Annotated in this window: 13 protein-coding genes; 8 read left to right on the top strand and 5 right to left on the bottom strand. The window is 68.6% G+C overall.

Annotated elements, in window-relative coordinates:
• Positions 1 to 30: 30 nt before the first annotated feature.
• The 3 genes from G4H71_RS03410 to G4H71_RS03400 form a co-directional block, all read right to left on the bottom strand.
• The gene (locus G4H71_RS03410; protein WP_072736792.1) at positions 31 to 1926 is read right to left on the bottom strand and encodes an ABC transporter ATP-binding protein; all 1896 of its coding nucleotides are present in this window, start codon (positions 1924 to 1926) and stop codon (positions 31 to 33) included.
• Between the two features lie 98 nt (positions 1927 to 2024).
• Positions 2025 to 2606, bottom strand: coding sequence for an AMIN-like domain-containing (lipo)protein (locus G4H71_RS03405; RefSeq protein WP_072736968.1), 582 nt, complete (start codon positions 2604 to 2606; stop codon positions 2025 to 2027).
• Between the two features lie 91 nt (positions 2607 to 2697).
• On the bottom strand, positions 2698 to 3078 hold the full coding sequence (locus G4H71_RS03400) for a YchJ family protein (RefSeq protein WP_072736793.1): 381 nt from the start codon (positions 3076 to 3078) through the stop codon (positions 2698 to 2700).
• Positions 3079 to 3193: 115 nt separating this feature from the next.
• On the opposite strand from G4H71_RS03400, the gene G4H71_RS03395 reads away from it, so the two are divergent.
• The 5 genes from G4H71_RS03395 (at position 3194) to G4H71_RS03375 (ending at position 9402) form a co-directional block, all read left to right on the top strand.
• Positions 3194 to 4003, top strand: coding sequence for an ABC transporter ATP-binding protein (locus G4H71_RS03395; protein ID WP_072736794.1), 810 nt, complete (start codon positions 3194 to 3196; stop codon positions 4001 to 4003).
• Between the two features lie 66 nt (positions 4004 to 4069).
• Positions 4070 to 6583, top strand: a complete 2514-nt coding sequence (locus G4H71_RS03390) for an ABC transporter permease (protein WP_072736969.1) — start codon at positions 4070 to 4072, stop codon at positions 6581 to 6583.
• Between the two features lie 82 nt (positions 6584 to 6665).
• The gene (locus tag G4H71_RS03385) at positions 6666 to 7841 is read left to right on the top strand and encodes an acyl-CoA dehydrogenase family protein (RefSeq protein ID WP_072736795.1); all 1176 of its coding nucleotides are present in this window, start codon (positions 6666 to 6668) and stop codon (positions 7839 to 7841) included.
• Between the two features lie 9 nt (positions 7842 to 7850).
• On the top strand, positions 7851 to 8993 hold the full coding sequence (locus G4H71_RS03380) for an acyl-CoA dehydrogenase family protein (protein WP_072736796.1): 1143 nt from the start codon (positions 7851 to 7853) through the stop codon (positions 8991 to 8993).
• Between the two features lie 211 nt (positions 8994 to 9204).
• Positions 9205 to 9402, top strand: coding sequence for a hypothetical protein (locus G4H71_RS03375; RefSeq protein ID WP_072736797.1), 198 nt, complete (start codon positions 9205 to 9207; stop codon positions 9400 to 9402).
• 7 nt (positions 9403 to 9409) lie between these two features.
• Here G4H71_RS03375 and G4H71_RS03370 read toward each other — a convergent pair whose 3' ends face one another.
• Positions 9410 to 10696, bottom strand: coding sequence for a DUF5691 domain-containing protein (locus G4H71_RS03370; RefSeq protein WP_246442598.1), 1287 nt, complete (start codon positions 10694 to 10696; stop codon positions 9410 to 9412).
• 205 nt (positions 10697 to 10901) lie between these two features.
• On the opposite strand from G4H71_RS03370, the gene G4H71_RS03365 reads away from it, so the two are divergent.
• Together G4H71_RS03365 and G4H71_RS03360 are read left to right on the top strand one after the other, a co-directional pair.
• The gene (locus tag G4H71_RS03365; protein WP_072736799.1) at positions 10902 to 12710 is read left to right on the top strand and encodes an AMP-dependent synthetase/ligase; all 1809 of its coding nucleotides are present in this window, start codon (positions 10902 to 10904) and stop codon (positions 12708 to 12710) included.
• A gap of 13 nt (positions 12711 to 12723) precedes the next feature.
• Positions 12724 to 13584: a patatin-like phospholipase family protein gene (locus tag G4H71_RS03360; protein ID WP_072736800.1), complete on the top strand. Its 861-nt coding sequence runs from the start codon at positions 12724 to 12726 to the stop codon at positions 13582 to 13584.
• A 24-nt stretch (positions 13585 to 13608) separates the two neighbouring features.
• Here G4H71_RS03360 and G4H71_RS03355 read toward each other — a convergent pair whose 3' ends face one another.
• The gene (locus tag G4H71_RS03355; RefSeq protein ID WP_072736801.1) at positions 13609 to 14895 is read right to left on the bottom strand and encodes a lipase family protein; all 1287 of its coding nucleotides are present in this window, start codon (positions 14893 to 14895) and stop codon (positions 13609 to 13611) included.
• Between the two features lie 174 nt (positions 14896 to 15069).
• Between G4H71_RS03355 and G4H71_RS03350 the strand changes: the two genes are divergently transcribed.
• Positions 15070 to 15531 (top strand): GNAT family N-acetyltransferase, encoded by a 462-nt coding sequence (locus G4H71_RS03350; RefSeq protein WP_083343181.1) that lies wholly within the window; start codon positions 15070 to 15072, stop codon positions 15529 to 15531.

Below are 15531 nucleotides of genomic sequence, written 5' to 3'. Positions count from 1 at the left end.
TTCGTCAGTACCTGCCGAGAGGGCCGCCGGTCAGCCGTGCACGAGCCCGTTCTCGAGCGGTTCCGCGGCGGGCGCGAACTGAGTGCGGTACAGGTCCGCGTATCGACCGCCGGCGTCGAGGAGAGTGTCGTGGTTACCGCGTTCGACGACACGGCCGTTCTCGACCACGAGAATCAGGTCGGCGGCCCGAATGGTCGACAGACGGTGTGCGATCACGAGCGATGTGCGACCCGCCAGTGCCTCACCGAGGGCTTCCTGCACCGCTGCCTCGGACGTCGAGTCCAGGTGGGCGGTCGCCTCGTCGAGGATCACCACTCGCTGCCCCGCGAGCAGCAGGCGCGCGATGGTCAGACGTTGACGCTCCCCGCCGGAGAGCCGGTAGCCGCGTTCTCCGACCACCGTGTCCAGGCCGTCCGGTAGCGCGGCGATCAGGTCGTCGAGCCGGGCCCTTCGCAGCGCGTCGGCCAGATCGTCCGCGGTCGCGTCCGGGCGGGCGAGTAGGAGGTTCGCCCGCACCGTGTCGTGGAATAGGTGGCCGTCCTGGGTGACCATGCCCACCGTGTGCCGGAGGGACTCGGCGGTCAGGTCACGGACGTCGGTGCCGCCGATCCGGATCGCCCCGTGGTCCACGTCGTACAGGCGGGGTACCAACTGGGCGATCGTGGACTTTCCGGCCCCGGAGGACCCCACGAGGGCCACCATCTGGCCGGGCCGGGCGGTGAACGAGACATCGCGCAGCACCGTCACCCCACCACGGGTGTCGAGGGTCGCGACCTCCTCGAGCGAGGCGAGCGACACCTGGTCCGCGGACGGGTAGGCGAAGTCCACCGAGTCGAACTCGACGGAGACCGGGCCCGCGTCGACCGCCGTCGCGCCCGGCCGCTCGCGCACGAGCGGCTCGAGGTCCAGGACCTCGAAGACCCGCTCGAAGCTGACCAGTGCGCTCATGACGTCCATCCGGGCACTGGCCAGGGAGGTCAGCGGTGAATACAGCCGGGTGAGCAGCATGGCCATGGCCACCACCGCACCGGCGTCCAGGGTGCCGGCCAGGGCATAGAACCCGCCGAGCCCGTACACCAGCGCGAGCGCCAACGCCGAGACGAGTGTCAGTGCCGTGACGAACACCGACTGCAGCATCGCGGTACGGACGCCGATGTCCCGTACGCGGCGTGCCCGGACGGCGAACTCGGCGGACTCCTCGTCCGGCCGGCCGAAGAGCTTGACCAGCGTGGCGCCCGGTGCGGAGAACCGTTCCGTCATCTGGGTGCTCATCACCGAGTTGTGGTTGGCGGCCTCCCGGCTGAGCTGGGCCAGACGGGTGCCCATCCACTTGGCCGGGATCACGAACACCGGCAGGAGCAGTAGTGCGACCAGCGTGATCTGCCAGGAGATCCCGACCATCACGACCAGGGTGATCGCCAGGGTGACGACGTTGCCGACCACCCCGGACAGGGTGTCACTGAAGGCGCGCTGCGCGCCGATGACGTCGTTGTTGAGCCGGGAGACCAGGGCCCCGGTCCGGGTCCTCGTGAAGAACGCCACCGGCATCTTCTGCACGTGATCGAAGACGGCGGTGCGTAGATCGAGGATCAGGTTCTCGCCGATGGTGGCGGACAGGTAGCGCGTGACCAGTGCGAGGGCGGCCTCGAGGAGCGCGATGACCGCGATGAGCAACGCAAGACCGACGACGACCCCGGTACCGTCACCGTCCACGATCGCGTTGATCACGCGTCCGGCGAGCACCGGTGTTGCCACCGCGAGTACCGCGGTGACCACACTGAGCAGCAGATAGACCAGGAGGCTACGGCGGTGCGGCGTCGCGAACCGCCCGATCCGGCGCAGGGTGGCGCGGGAGAACGGCCGCCGGTCCTCCTGCGCGTGCATCGCGTTGTACATCGAATTCCACGCGGTGACTTCCATGCTCACGGTGTTCTCCCTCGCGTCGGCCCCACCGTACGGAGGGGGTACGACACGAACGTAGAACCTCGAGTTAACTCGAGGTCAAGTCGCGGGAGTGCTCCGGTTCAGTGGGCGACGTCGACCACGACGCGTGCCGGATCGCTCAGCGCGGTCACGGCGAACGGCCGGTCACCGGAGGAGACGCCGACGAAGGACTGGGCCACCCCTTCGAAGACCAGTGCGTCCGTCACCTCGACCACGGCGCCGTCGGGCACTCCGGGTACCGGAGCGGGTCCGGCGAAGGGCTCGATCCCGGTGTCGAAGGGGTAGGCGGACCCGTCGATACGCACCTCGAGTACGCCCGCACCGGACACCGGCAGGACCCGGCCGCTTCCGTCCTGGACGGCCTCGTCCACGTATCCCACGCGCCAGCCCGGGCTGCCTTCGCCGTCGAGTTCGTAGACGACCCGGTCGAATCCGTCGTGGCGACCCACCCGGATGTCGGTGACGGTCAGCTTTGCCCCCGCGCTCGCCGTGGCCGAGGACTCGGTGGTGTCCGTGGGCACCTCGTCGGCGGCCTCCGGGGCGGTGGAGACGACGCTGGTGGTGGCCGCGACGGGCCCGGCCTCCTCGGTGCTCCCGCAGGCGGTGAGGGCCAGCACGGCGGCTGCGAGGACTGCGACGGGGAGGATCCGCTCGGTGCTCATCATGGTCCCGATCGTAGATCCGGGAGTGCGCGCAGCCGGGGACCCACCGCCGTGCGGGGTGGTCACCATCCGGTCACCGTCGCCGGCCGCGTCATCGCCGATGGGTCCCGTCCAGGTACGCCCATCGGCCGCCGTCACGCACGAATCGGCTGTGCTCGTGCATCGGTGGCGCACCGCGCCGGTGTGCGACGAACTCGACCGTTCCCTCGCTGTCGAATACTCCGCCACCGGTCGTCGCGAGGACGTCGAGACCCGTCCACCGGTCGCCGGGATCGAGGTCGAGCCGGTCGGGCCGGGTCCGGGGATGCCAGGTGTCCCGCAGGTAGTCGGACAGCCCCCGGGCGAAGGCGCTGTATCGCGACCGCATCAACCGCTCGGCGGTCGGAGCCGCTGCTCCCCGGTGGAAGCGTCCGCAACAGGCGTCGTACGTCTCGGGAAGCCCACAGGGGCAGGGGCGAGATGTGGAGGTCACCGAGCCAGTATCGGGTTCAGGGTGATTCCCGATGGCGCGCGGGGGCCCCGATCGACAAGATGGACGGTAAAGACTGCAGACGTGTTCGGCCGGTACCGCTCGACGAAAGGCTGCCATGACCACCCCTGCCCCCGACTCACCTGGCCCTGAATCACCTGCCCCCGACTCACCCGCTCCGGACGTCGCCGCCCGGGCGGTGGGCCTGTCGAAGATCTACGGCACCGGGGACACCCGCGTCGCGGCGCTGAGCGAGGTGTCGGTGGAGTTCGCGAAGGGCGAGTTCACCGCGATCATGGGCCCCTCGGGGTCCGGGAAGTCGACGCTGATGCACTGCCTCGCGGGTCTCGACGACGCGACGGAGGGTGCGGTGTTCCTCGGGGACACGGACCTGACGTCGCTGTCCGACAAGGAGATGACCCGGCTGCGACGTGATCGCGTCGGCTTCGTGTTCCAGTCGTTCAACCTGGTGCCTACACTCACGGCACTCGAGAACATCACGCTGCCGTCGGCGATCGCGGGGCGCAGTCCGGATGCGGAGTGGCTGGACGACGTGCTGAGCCGGCTCGGTTTGAAGGATCGGCTCGATCATCGGCCGGGTGAGTTGTCCGGCGGTCAGCAGCAGCGTGTGGCGTGTGCACGCGCGCTCGCCTCACAGCCGGAGATCATCTTCGGTGACGAGCCCACCGGAAACCTCGATTCGCGATCGTCCGGTGAGGTCCTGTCGATTCTGCGCGCTGCGGTCGACGAGTTCCACCAGACCGTCGTCATCGTCACCCACGACCCGCGTGCCGCCGCGTACGCGGACCGGGTGGTGTTCCTGGCGGACGGGCGGACCGTGGACGAACTCCGCGGACCCACCGCCGAGTCCGTCCTGGACCGGATGAAGCAACTCGACGAGGTCGCTGCCGCGACCGGGAACGGCTGAGCCGTGACCGCCGACACCCGAAGCCGCGACGTCCCTTCCGCCGACTTCCGTGGCGGAGCACACCCGATGCGCAAGGTCTCGCTGCGCAACCTCGCCGCGCACAAGGTTCGCCTCGCCCTCACCGTCCTGTCGGTGGTGCTCGGAACCGCCTTCGTCGCCGGGTCCTTCGTGTTCACCGACACGCTGAGGCACACTTTCGATTCCATCTTCGCGCAGGACGCACAGGGTGTGGATGTGCGCGTGTCCACCGAGGGCGCGAACTCCCGGGGCGTTCCCCTCGACGACATTGCCGCGGTGGAGTCCGTTCCCGGAGTGCGTGCGGTGGTCCCCGCGGTGAGCGGTCAGGTGGTACTGCTCGACGAGGAGGGCGTCGCCGTCCAGACCGGTGGGGCGCCGAGCATCGGCGTCAACTACGTTCCGCCGGAGCAGGCCCTGGGGCCCGTGGACACGTTCGTCGACGGGGCCGCGCCGGCCGCATCGGGTGAGGTCGCCGTCAACCGGAGCGCCGCCGAGCGGGCCGACCTCGCGGTCGGCGATGCGACGCGGATTCTCGTTCCCGCACGCGGAATCATCGACGTGACGGTGTCCGGAATCTACGACATCGACACGGACACCGGTGGATTCATCGGTGTCTCCTTCGTCGACCCGCAGGCGCGGGAGCTGTTCACCGACGGACGGCACGTCGAGTACGTCGATGTCGGTGGCGACGGTATCGCCCCGGAGGAGCTTCGTGACCGGGTGGCGGCTGCGTTTCCGGATCTGCAGGTGCAGACCGGTGACGAGGTGCGCGAGGAGACCAAGGCCGAAGTCTCCCAGGCTCTCGACTTCGTCAACTACTTCATGCTCGCATTCGGGGCGATCGCGCTCCTCGTGGGCACCTTCATCATCTACAACACCTTCTCGATGATCGTGGCGCAACGGCTGCGTGAACTCGCCCTGCTTCGCGCCGTCGGTGCCAGCCGTGGGCAGGTGGGCCGCTCCGTCGTGCTCGAGGCCGTCGTGGTCGGTGTGGTGGGCAGTGCGATAGGCATCGTCGCGGGAATCGGCCTGGCCTACGGGTTGCGCGGGCTGCTCAACACTTTCGACGTGGGGCTGCCGGAGGGCGCGCTGCAATTACGACCCCGCACGATTCTGATCGCGCTGTTCATCGGGATGGTCGTCACGGTGGTCAGCGCCTATGCGCCCGCACGGAGGGCATCCCGGGTGCCGCCGGTCGCGGCGATGCGGGAGGAGTTCGCCTCGGCGGGGGACTCGTTGCGGATCAGGACGATCGCCGGTGCCGTGCTGGCGGTGCTCGGTGTGGGCGCGCTCGTCGTCGGCGCATCGGGCACCGGTGAGCCCGCCGCGATCACGGTGGGGCTCGGCGCGTTCGCCCTGGTCCTGTCGGTGATGTTCGCGGCACCGGCACTGTCGCGACCGTTCGTCGGGGCGCTCGGCAGAGTACTCGGAAAGCCCTTCGGCGCGGTCGGCCGGCTGGCCCGGACGAACGCCGTACGCAATCCGCGCCGTACCGCGGCGACAGCCTTCGCGCTCACTCTGGGGCTGATGCTCGTGTCGGTGATCGGGGTGTTCGGTGCCTCCGCGAAGAGCAGTGTCGACGCCCTGGTCGACACCGGTGTCACGGCCGACTACATCCTGAGCGGGCCACAGGGAATCGGCGTTCCGGGCGGGGTCGCGCCGGCTGTCGGAGCCCTGTCGGACGTGCGTTCGGTCGTCGCTCTCAACGGGGTCGTCGCGAAGGTCGGCGGAGACGAGGAGACCGAGTTCGGGGCGTCGCTCGACGGCCCCTTCGACGGGGTCCTCGAGATCGAGATCCTCGAGGGAACCGACCGGCTCGACGACGGCACGGTGATCGTCGCGGACACCGAGGCGGAGGAGCGGGGATGGAGCCTCGGCGACACGGTGTCGTTCGAGAGCGGCGACGGCGACAGCGTGCCGGCCGTCGTCGGCGGGATCTTCGCACACACCCAGCTGCTCGGAAGCTGGATCGTGTCGGACGACGTGTTCGCGGAGCTCATGCCGTCCGCGCTGGTCACCCCGTTCGCGGTGTTCGTCGATGCGGAACCGGGCGCCGACCTGGACACACTGCGCACCGAGCTGGAAGACGCGACCGAGCAGTTCGTGGTGGTACAGGTGCAGGATGCCGAGCAGTTCAAGGGGACCCAGGCGCAGCAGATCGACACGCTGCTGGCGATCCTGTACGGCCTGCTCGCGCTGGCGGTGGTGATCGCCGTTCTCGGGATCGTCAACACGCTCGCCCTGTCGGTGGTGGAGCGGCGTCGCGAGATCGGTATGTTGCGCGCGATCGGTATGCAACGCGCACAGATTCGGCGCACGATCTATCTCGAATCCGTGTTGATCGCGGTGTTCGGCGCGGTCGTCGGTGTTCTCCTCGGGATCTCCTTCGGTTGGGGATTCGTTCGGACCCTGCGGGATCAGGGCTTGGACACCTTCGTGGTGCCGTGGACGCAGGTCGTCGTCATGCTCGTGGCCTCCGGAGTCGTCGGCGTCCTCGCTGCCCTGTGGCCCGCCGCTCGGGCGGCGCGGACCCCGCCGTTGGCGGCCATCGCGGACGTGTAGTGCGCAAACCCGCCCGGGCGCAGCGGGGCCGGCGGTACGGTCTGGAGGTCACCTGTATCGCGGCTCGGACGAAGGGCAACCGATGGATCTGGCACTGACCGAGGAGGAGGCGGCGTTCCGGGAGGAGATGCGGACGTTCTTCACGACGCAGATCCCGGAGGAGATTCGCGAGCGCAATGCTCTCGGCGAGCATCTCGGCAAGGACGACTTCGTCGCCTCGCAGCGGATTCTGAATGCGGCGGGTCTGGCGGTGCCGCATTGGCCGGTGGAGTGGGGTGGCCGGGAGTGGTCTGCGGTGCAGAAGCACATCTGGTTGGACGAGATGCAATTGGCGTCGGTGCCGGAGCCGTTGGCGTTCAACGCGAACATGGTGGGTCCGGTGATTGCCGCGTTCGGGTCGCGGGAGTTGAAGGAGCGGTTTCTGCCGGCGACGGCGAATTTGGATATCTGGTGGTGTCAGGGGTTTTCGGAGCCGGAGGCGGGGTCGGATCTGGCGTCGTTGAAGACGCGTGCGGTGCGTGATGGTGACGAGTATGTGCTGAACGGTCAGAAGACGTGGACGACGTTGGCGCAGTATGCGGACTGGATTTTCGTGTTGGCGCGGACGAATCCGGATGCGCCGAAGCGTCAGGCGGGGATTTCGTTTCTGTTGGTGGATCTGGCGTCGCCGGGGGTGACGGTGCGGCCGATTCAGTTGATCGATGGTGGGTACGAGGTCAACGAGGTGTTCTTCGAGGATGTGCGGGTGCCTGCGGAGAATGTGGTGGGTGAGGAGAACGCGGGGTGGGGGTATGCGAAGTTCCTGCTCGGTAACGAGCGGGCAGGGGTGACGCGGTTGGGGTTTTCGAAGGTGCGTCTGGCTCAGGCGAAGGAGCATGCGTCGCGGGTGGTGGTGGGTTCGGGGTCGTTGGCGGAGGATCCGTTGTTCGCGGCGCGGGTGGCGGAGCTCGAGAACGAGTTGGTGGCGTTGGAGTTGACGCAGTTGCGGGTGGTGGCTGATTCGGCGGGGGGTAAGCCGAGTCCGGCGTCGTCGTTGTTGAAGTTGCGGGGTTCGGAGTTGCAGCAGGCGACGTTGGAGTTGCTGGTGGACGTGGCAGGGCGTGACAGTCTTCCCTTCGGGGCGGGCCCGGGCATTTCGTCGCCGGTGTGGGCGCAGCACGCTGCGCCGACGTATCTGAACTATCGCAAGGTGTCCATCTACAGCGGGTCGAGTGAAGTGCAGCGCAGCATCATTGCGTCCTCGATTCTCGGATTGTGAGGCCGGGGCATGGATTTCGAACTGACCGACGAACAGCGACTGTTGCGGGACACCACCCGGGAGGTGCTGTCCCGTAGCTCCGATGCCGAGCGCCGCCGCGCCGTCGTGGCGACCGACCCGGGCTGGGACCGTCAGGTGTGGCGTCAGATGGCGGATATCGGACTGCTGGGTCTGTCCTTCGCCGAGGACGACGGCGGGATGGGAGCCGGTCCGGTCGAGGTGGCCGCGGTCATGACCGAACTCGGCAGAACTCTCGCACCCGAGCCGGTACTCGACTGTGCCCTGGTCCCGGGCGAGCTCGTCGGTCGCGCCGGCACTGCCGCACAACGAGGCAGCCTGTTGCCGGACGTGGCTTCGGGGGAGCGGTTGCTCGCGCTCGCGCACAACGAACCCGGGGTGCGCTGGCCGTCCTCGGTCGTGAGTACAACGGCTACCGAGTCCGACGGTGGATGGGTGCTGACCGGAGTGAAGAATCCGGTGCCGCACGGCGCCGATGCCGATGTACTCCTCGTCAGTGCTGCCCTGCCGGACGACCGCGTGGCGCTGTTTCTGGTCGATGCCGACGGGGCGGGCGTTCAGCGCCACGGATACGCCACGTTCGACGGGCTGCGTGGCGCGCAGATCGAGTTCGTCGATGCCCCTGCCGAGCAACTGGGCGAACCTCTCGGCAGTGCGGACGCCCCGGACGGGTCTGCTCTGATCGCGGACACGGTCATCCGTGCCCAGGCGGCGCTGTGTGCCGAAGCAGTAGGTGTCATGGAGGAAGCGCTGCGCCTGACCACCGACTACCTGAAGTCCCGGAAGCAGTTCGGGGTACCTCTGGCGAAGTTCCAGGCACTGACCCATCGTGCCGCGGACATGTACGTGGCGCTCGAGCTGGCTCGGAGCATGAGCCTGTACGCGACGTTGTCGCTCGCCGACGGGGTGGTGGACCCGGTGGTGGCGTCGCGAGCGAAGCTCCGGATCGGGCGGTCTGCCCGGCTGATCGGCCAGGAGGCGATCCAGATGCACGGCGGTATCGGGATGACCGACGAGTATCCCGTCGGTCACTACACGGCGCGGCTGACGGCCATCGAGCACACCCTCGGCGGGGTGGACGATCATCTGCGGATCCTCGCCGCCCACCCGAATCGATCGGTCACCCTGCTCTGACGAGTTTCCCGCGCCTGGCCGCGGTGACGGTCGAACGACACGGCCGATCGACAGGGGCCGAACGATATCGGAACGGTATCGGTACCGATGTTCCTGTCGTGTCGCGCGTGGCGTCCGCACGTGACGGTGCTTACAGTGCTCTGTGCATTATCCGTGAAATCGGCTGTGGAATGTGTGGGGGTTCGCATCCCAGGGTGAAGGAGCACGAGACATGAGGACTGCACTGAAGTCGGTCATGTGGTGCCTTTTCGTGACAGGGCTCGTCGGATTCGGGATCGCACTGTCCGAGCTCCACGTCGAGTGGAGCGTTGCGTCCCTCATCGCCGCCTCGGTGTCCGGGCTGGTGCTACTGCGCATCAGGGCGGATTCGCACCTGGATTTCGAGCACGACCGGATGGCGACGGGCTGAGATGCCGTCATCGCAGCTCGTCCAGCAGTAGCCGACGCCGTTCGATCCCGCGGGCGGCGTCACCGAACGCGCGCGCCCATTCGGTATCCCGCGTGGACTCGGCGACGGCCTCGAGCATCGGTACCGCCGAGAACGGGAAGTGTGCCTCCACTCTGCGCAACGTCGTGTGGTGGCTGTGCCGGGAGAGCGGGCCGAGCGAACGCCCGGAGTCGGCATGCAGTTCGGCCGTGCGGACCAGCAGTTCCACCACCTTGGCCACGACCGGTTCCGGCCACGGGTGGGGGAGTCCGTCCAGGAGGGCCTGCCCGTCGACGTCGAGCAGATATCCGTCGGCACGCCCGGATCCGATGTCGTGGATCCGTTGTCGGCTCGGTGCCAGAGCCACGACGTTCCGCGGGGTCTCCCGGCCCCGTGCCTCGAGCAGGGCACCAGCCCACCGTGCGTCGCGTTGGAGCACCGTCGCCGAGGTCCAGGCCTCCCACATCAGTGACCGCCAGGTGTCCTCGATCCGAATCTCCCACGCCCGCTCAGCGGAGCCGAGTACGTCCTCCCAGACCGCGAGCGGTGTGGCGACGACGACCATGCGGAGCCACCACCGCCGGATGCCCTTGTTCTTGAACTGGGCGGTCTCGATTCCGTCGCGTTGTGCCGACCGATCCAGTGAGGCGGGCACGTTCACCACCAGACGGGACCGGAGTGGCTTGCGCTCGAGCCGTACCCACGCCCGCGCACGGGCGGCCATCCGCTCGGCGAACGGGGAATCCGGGAGCTTGCGGAGCAGTTGCACCGCGAGTAGTCGTACCTCCCGGAGCGGGTCGTCGAGGGCGCTTTCGAGCAGGGCGATGTCGTGGGAGCCCAGCCCGGTGCCGAGCGCCCGGAGGAACGCTGTCCGGTCATGGGTGTTCTCCGCGTGCCAGCGGGCCGCGAGATGAGTTGCCGCGTCGGCAGGGTCGGTGCGGCGCCGGTCCTGCAGCCATCGGAGCCGCTCGTCGAACGAGTCGGAAGACCATGCCGCGTCCCCGCGGAATCGTCGCAACGAGGCCCACTCCGGTCTCTCGGCGGCCGCATCCCGGCCGCGGGAACCCGCCAGATCGAGCAGTTCCTCACGGTAGGCCGGATACGACGGCACGACGTCCAGCAGGCGGGGAATCAGGTCGTCGGAGGCACGGAATCGGGATGCCGCCGCAAACCATTCGGGCAGTGTCCAGGATTTCGTCGCGAGAAGCTCGAGCAGATGCTCGGCGGCGGAATCCGGCAGCGTCGGCCGCCGATCGGGTTCCGCTGCGTCGGTCATCCTCGACACGCTAGCCATCGCCGAGGATTTCGCGCCCTGCCCACGCCGAAGCGCGTCGGCGGAAGGCTCTGTGACGGTGACGGCCGGCCTCGCGTTCTCGAATTGTGACCGACTCGGCGGCCGGTGTCACGGCGAGGTGGCCGGTGTTCGTAGCAGGATGGCCGGAAGTTCACCGAAATGCAGATGTCACGGATCGGAGGTTCGGATGCGCGAGTACTCGCGTCCGGCGAGTTCCGCAGTAGCCGACCACGAGAACGCCGTGTTGTCGGTTTTCGCCCATGCGCAGTCGACGCCGGGGCTCGTCGTGTTCAGTCGCCCCGAGGCGTCCGGCTGGGTGGATGTGACGGCAGAGGACTTCGCCGCGCTGGTCACCGGAGTGGCGAAGGGCCTGATCGTGGCGGGAGTCGGGGAGGGCGACCGAGTCGCGTTGCTCTCCTCCACCAGGTTCGAGTGGACACTCCTCGACTACGCGATCTGGGCCTGCGGCGGGGTGTCGGTACCCATCTACGATTCGTCCTCACCCGATCAGATCCGCTGGATCCTCGAGGACTCCGGTGCGACGGTCGCGATCGTCGAGACACCCGAGCACGCCCGACACGTCGACACCGGTGCTCCGGACACTCCGAGCCGCGTGTTCACCGTGGACGAGGATGCCGTCGGAACCCTCATCACGGAGGGCCGCGATATCGAGGATTCCGAGGTGTTCCGCAGGGTCGTCGCCCTGACCGCCAACGACCTCGCCTCCCTCGTCTACACCTCGGGCACGACGGGGCGCCCCAAGGGATGTGTTCTCAGCCACCGCAATCTGCTCGCCGAGGTCCGCGCGCTGACGTCGGCGCCGGTGGGTGCGGTGGCCCGGCCCGGCCATCGTGCACTGACGTTCCTCCCGTTGGCGCACGTGCTGGCCCGGGCGGTGTCGATGGCGATGTTCGAGGCGGGCGTCACCCAGGCACACTGGTCGGACTTCTCCTCGATCACCCACGAGTTCGAGCGTTTCCGTCCACACACGATCCTGGGCGTCCCCCGGGTGTTCGAAAAGATCCGTGAGGGCGCAGCCCGGAGCGCGGCCGCACGCGGCGGATTCGCTCGCCGGATGTTCGCGTTCGCGGAACGTACCGCGGTGCGGTACAGCCGATCGGAGGACGAGGGCGGACCGTCGGCCCTGCTACGCCTGCAGCGCGCGGTCGCCGACCGGCTGGTGTACCGGAAGCTGCGAGGTGCGCTCGGCGGCGACTGCTGGTGGGCGATCTCCGGCGGCGGGGCGTTGTCGGAGGAACTCGGTCACTTCTTCCGTGGGCTCGGTGTGCCGGTGTACGAGGGCTACGGGCTCACCGAGTCGACGGCCGCGCACACGGTGAACGGGCCGGGCGAGCAGAAGATCGGGACCGTCGGACCGCCTCTGGCCGGCAACGCGGTACGGATTGCCGACGACGGTGAGATCGAACTCCGCGGTCCCGTGGTGTTCGAGGGCTACTGGCGTAATCGCAAGGCGACGGAGGCGGCGTTCGACGACGGCTGGTTCCGCACCGGCGACCTCGGCGAACTCGACGACGACGGCTACCTCACGGTGACCGGCCGGAAGAAGGACCTGATCGTCACTGCGGGTGGCAAGAACATCTCGCCAGGTCCGCTCGAGGACCGGATGCGCGGGCACGAACTGGTGTCGCACGCGGTGGTGATCGGGGACGGACGGCCGTTCGTCGGCGCACTGTTGGCGCTCGATCCGGTGCCGTTCGGGAAATGGAAGCAGGCGCACGACAAGCCCGAATCCGCCACACCGGACGACCTCGCCGACGATCCCGATCTCCGAGCGGAGTTGCAGTCGGTGATCGACGACGCGAACACCACCGTCTCGCACGCGGAGTCGGTGAAGAAGTTCGCCGTCCTCGGCCGGGATCTCACCGAGGAGGACGGCGATCTCACCGTGACGGGGAAGGTCAAGCGCAACGTCGTCACCGCCCACTTCGCCGCGCTGATCGACGGGATCTACACCGGCGACAAGGCTCAAGCATGACGGGAGTGACACGGTGACCACGGCATTCGTACTGTCCGGTGGCGCCAGCCTCGGTGCCGTCCAGGTGGGCATGCTGGAGGCGCTGTGGGAGAGGGACGTCCGTCCGGACCTGATCGTGGGAACCTCGGTGGGTGCTCTCAACGGAGCGTGGTTGGCCGGTGGCTACGACGCACAGGGGCTGGCTCGACTCGCCGGCATCTGGCGAGGACTGCGCCGGAGCCGGGTGTTCCGCCCTGCGCCCTTGACCGGACTGGGCGGCTTCCTGGGACTGCGCGATCACCTGGTGTCGGATCGTGGTCTGCGCGCACTGATCAGGAATCATCTCGCGTTCGACCGGCTCGAGGATGCGCCGATCCCGCTGCACGTGATCGCCGTCGACATCCTCGAAGGTGCCGACGTGCGACTGTCGCAGGGTCCGGCGGAGGACGCGATCGTGGCGAGTGCCTCCATCCCGGGGCTGCTTCCCCCGGTTCGGATCGACGGTCGGTCACTCGTCGACGGCGGGGTGGTGGACAACTCGCCGATCGCGCACGCCGTGGAGTTGGGCGCCGATCGCGTGTGGGTCCTGCCGACCGGGTATCCGTGCAGCCTCGACGTGCTGCCTCGCGGCGCGCTGGGAATGGCGCTGGCCGGAGCGACCCTTGCGATCAACCAACGTCTCGCCCTGGACGTCGAGCGGTACAGCTCCCGGGTGGACCTGCGTGTGCTGCCGCCCCTGTGTCCGCTGGGCACGTCCCCGGCGGACTTCCGGCACGCCGACGACCTCATCACTCGCGGGCGCGCAGAGTCGGCACGCTGGCTGGACGAGACCCATCCGCCCGGGCACAGCGAATCCGACCCCGCGGAACTGCTCGCTCCGCACGGGCATTCGTAGGGAGGAGGGAGGCACGGATCCGGCTCACCGGCCGGCGCAGCCGTCCGGAGCCGGCAGGCCCGCGAGCCTGTCGTCGATCCAGGAGAGAACTTCGGGGAGTGGGGTGAGCGCCCCGATCAGGTGCTCACCCGCATGGGGTGAGTACCTCACGTTCGCACCCCGGGCGCACCACTCCTGCTGTAGCGCCCGGGGACCGGACTCGGGAATCCAGAGATCTCCGAGGAACACCGACGAGTCCCCGTGGTAGAGCAGAACCGGAGCATCGGGAGCTTCGGCACCCATCCGATTGTGCGACACGACTTCTCGTGCCACCGGTGTTCCGAACGGGTCCGGTGAGTTCGCCAGGATCTGGACCGGGACGTGCCCGACGCCCAGGGTCGCCAGGGGGATCACACACTGGTCCCGGAGCGGACTCGAGGCGAGTGCTCGGCCGAGAGGGTTTGCCAGCGAGAGCATTTCCGGATACTCACGAGCGAGGCCGAGGATCGCCGCCAGGTACAGGCCCGAGCCGATTCCCCCGTTCATGGTGTGCCGGAGCAGGCCGAAGTCGGTCGGTGTGCCGCCGGCAGCCACCCCGGCGAGCGGCACCTCCGGTGCATAGCCGGGCTGGAGCTCGGCTGTCCACCCGGTGGCGATCGCACCCCCGCTGTATCCCGTGACGGCCACCGGGCTGTCGGCCGGTCCGGCGCCGGGCAACTGCTTCGCGCCGCGGATGCCGTCCAGAACCGCGTGGCCGGCCATGCGGCCCGCCGCGTAGGCCATTCGCGGACCCTGATGGTCGGTGACCAGCACCGTGTACCCCTTGGCGAGGAACAGTGAGATGAGCGGCGGGACGTCCTGGTCGATCAGGTGCCAGTCGTGGGCGATGCGGTAGGAGGGGGTGCACTCGGCCCCCAGCGAGTCGATCGGCATGTTGTAGGCCACGATCGGGCGCGCGCCGTCGCCCTTCCACGGCGCCTTCGGGGTGATCACCGTCGCGGTGACCGGCACCGCTCGTCCCCGGGAATCGTTGGAGCGCACCATGATCTGTCGGGTGGTGTGGGGGATGACGATGTTCACCACTGCGGTCGGACGGATTTCCCGAGACCGGATGATCTGCCCGGGGGCGACGTCCGCCACGTTCTCCGGCCAGTCGAAGAAGGAGTCGTCGGTGATCGGCGTGGGCTGGATGGCCCCCGCGTCGGGTACGGCGTCGGGTTCCGCATCGGCCGGCGGTGCGGCGCCTGCTGTTCCGGCCTGCACCAGGGCCCACGGCGCGGTGAGCGACACCGTCAGACATGTGAGAACTACGAAACGAATCAGCCTCTTCATCGTCCACCCCCGTACGAGCCGTCGAGCCTGTCTCCCGGTGCGGCGGTTCTCACCCACCGCGCGCGGACCGTGGTCCGTGCCTGTGACGTGACGTTTCCCCGCTTCGGATCCTGGCACACCCGGTGGGCGGGCACCGGCGAAGTGTCCGGTCCGTTATCTGGCTACTGTGAGCGAATGACGGTTACGGTGCGGCAGGCGCGTGCGGAGGACGCAGAGGACATCGTCCAATTGCAGTGGGACGCCGAGGACTGGCTGGCCGAGCGGGGGCTCGCGGATCCGGACGATTCCGACGTCTCCCTGGCGGATGTCCGAGAGAACATCGGCGCCGGCCGGTGGTATGTCGCGCAATCGGCCGGGATCGTGGTCGGCACGTTCCGGCTGACCTGGCCCGTCGGGTCCGGTGCGGGAACCTCGGCGATCCTCGACCGTCTCGTGGTGGACCGCGCGAGCGCGGGACTGGGCGGCGAACTGCTCCGCTGGATCGGTGACCATGTGCGGTCCCACGACGTCGAGTGCCTGCGGGTTGCGTGCGTCGAGGACAACGGCCGGTTGCTGGAGTACTACCGTGACCAGGGGTTCACCGAGCTCACGACGACCGCCGGGGCCGGCCTGCTGCTGCTCGAACGTCGGGCGTGA

This window comes from Rhodococcus triatomae (assembly GCF_014217785.1).
Taxonomy (GTDB): Bacteria; Actinomycetota; Actinomycetes; order Mycobacteriales; family Mycobacteriaceae; genus Rhodococcus_F; species Rhodococcus_F triatomae.
Note: the sequence above shows the minus strand (reverse complement) of the source record. Positions and strands in the feature narration are given on the sequence as shown.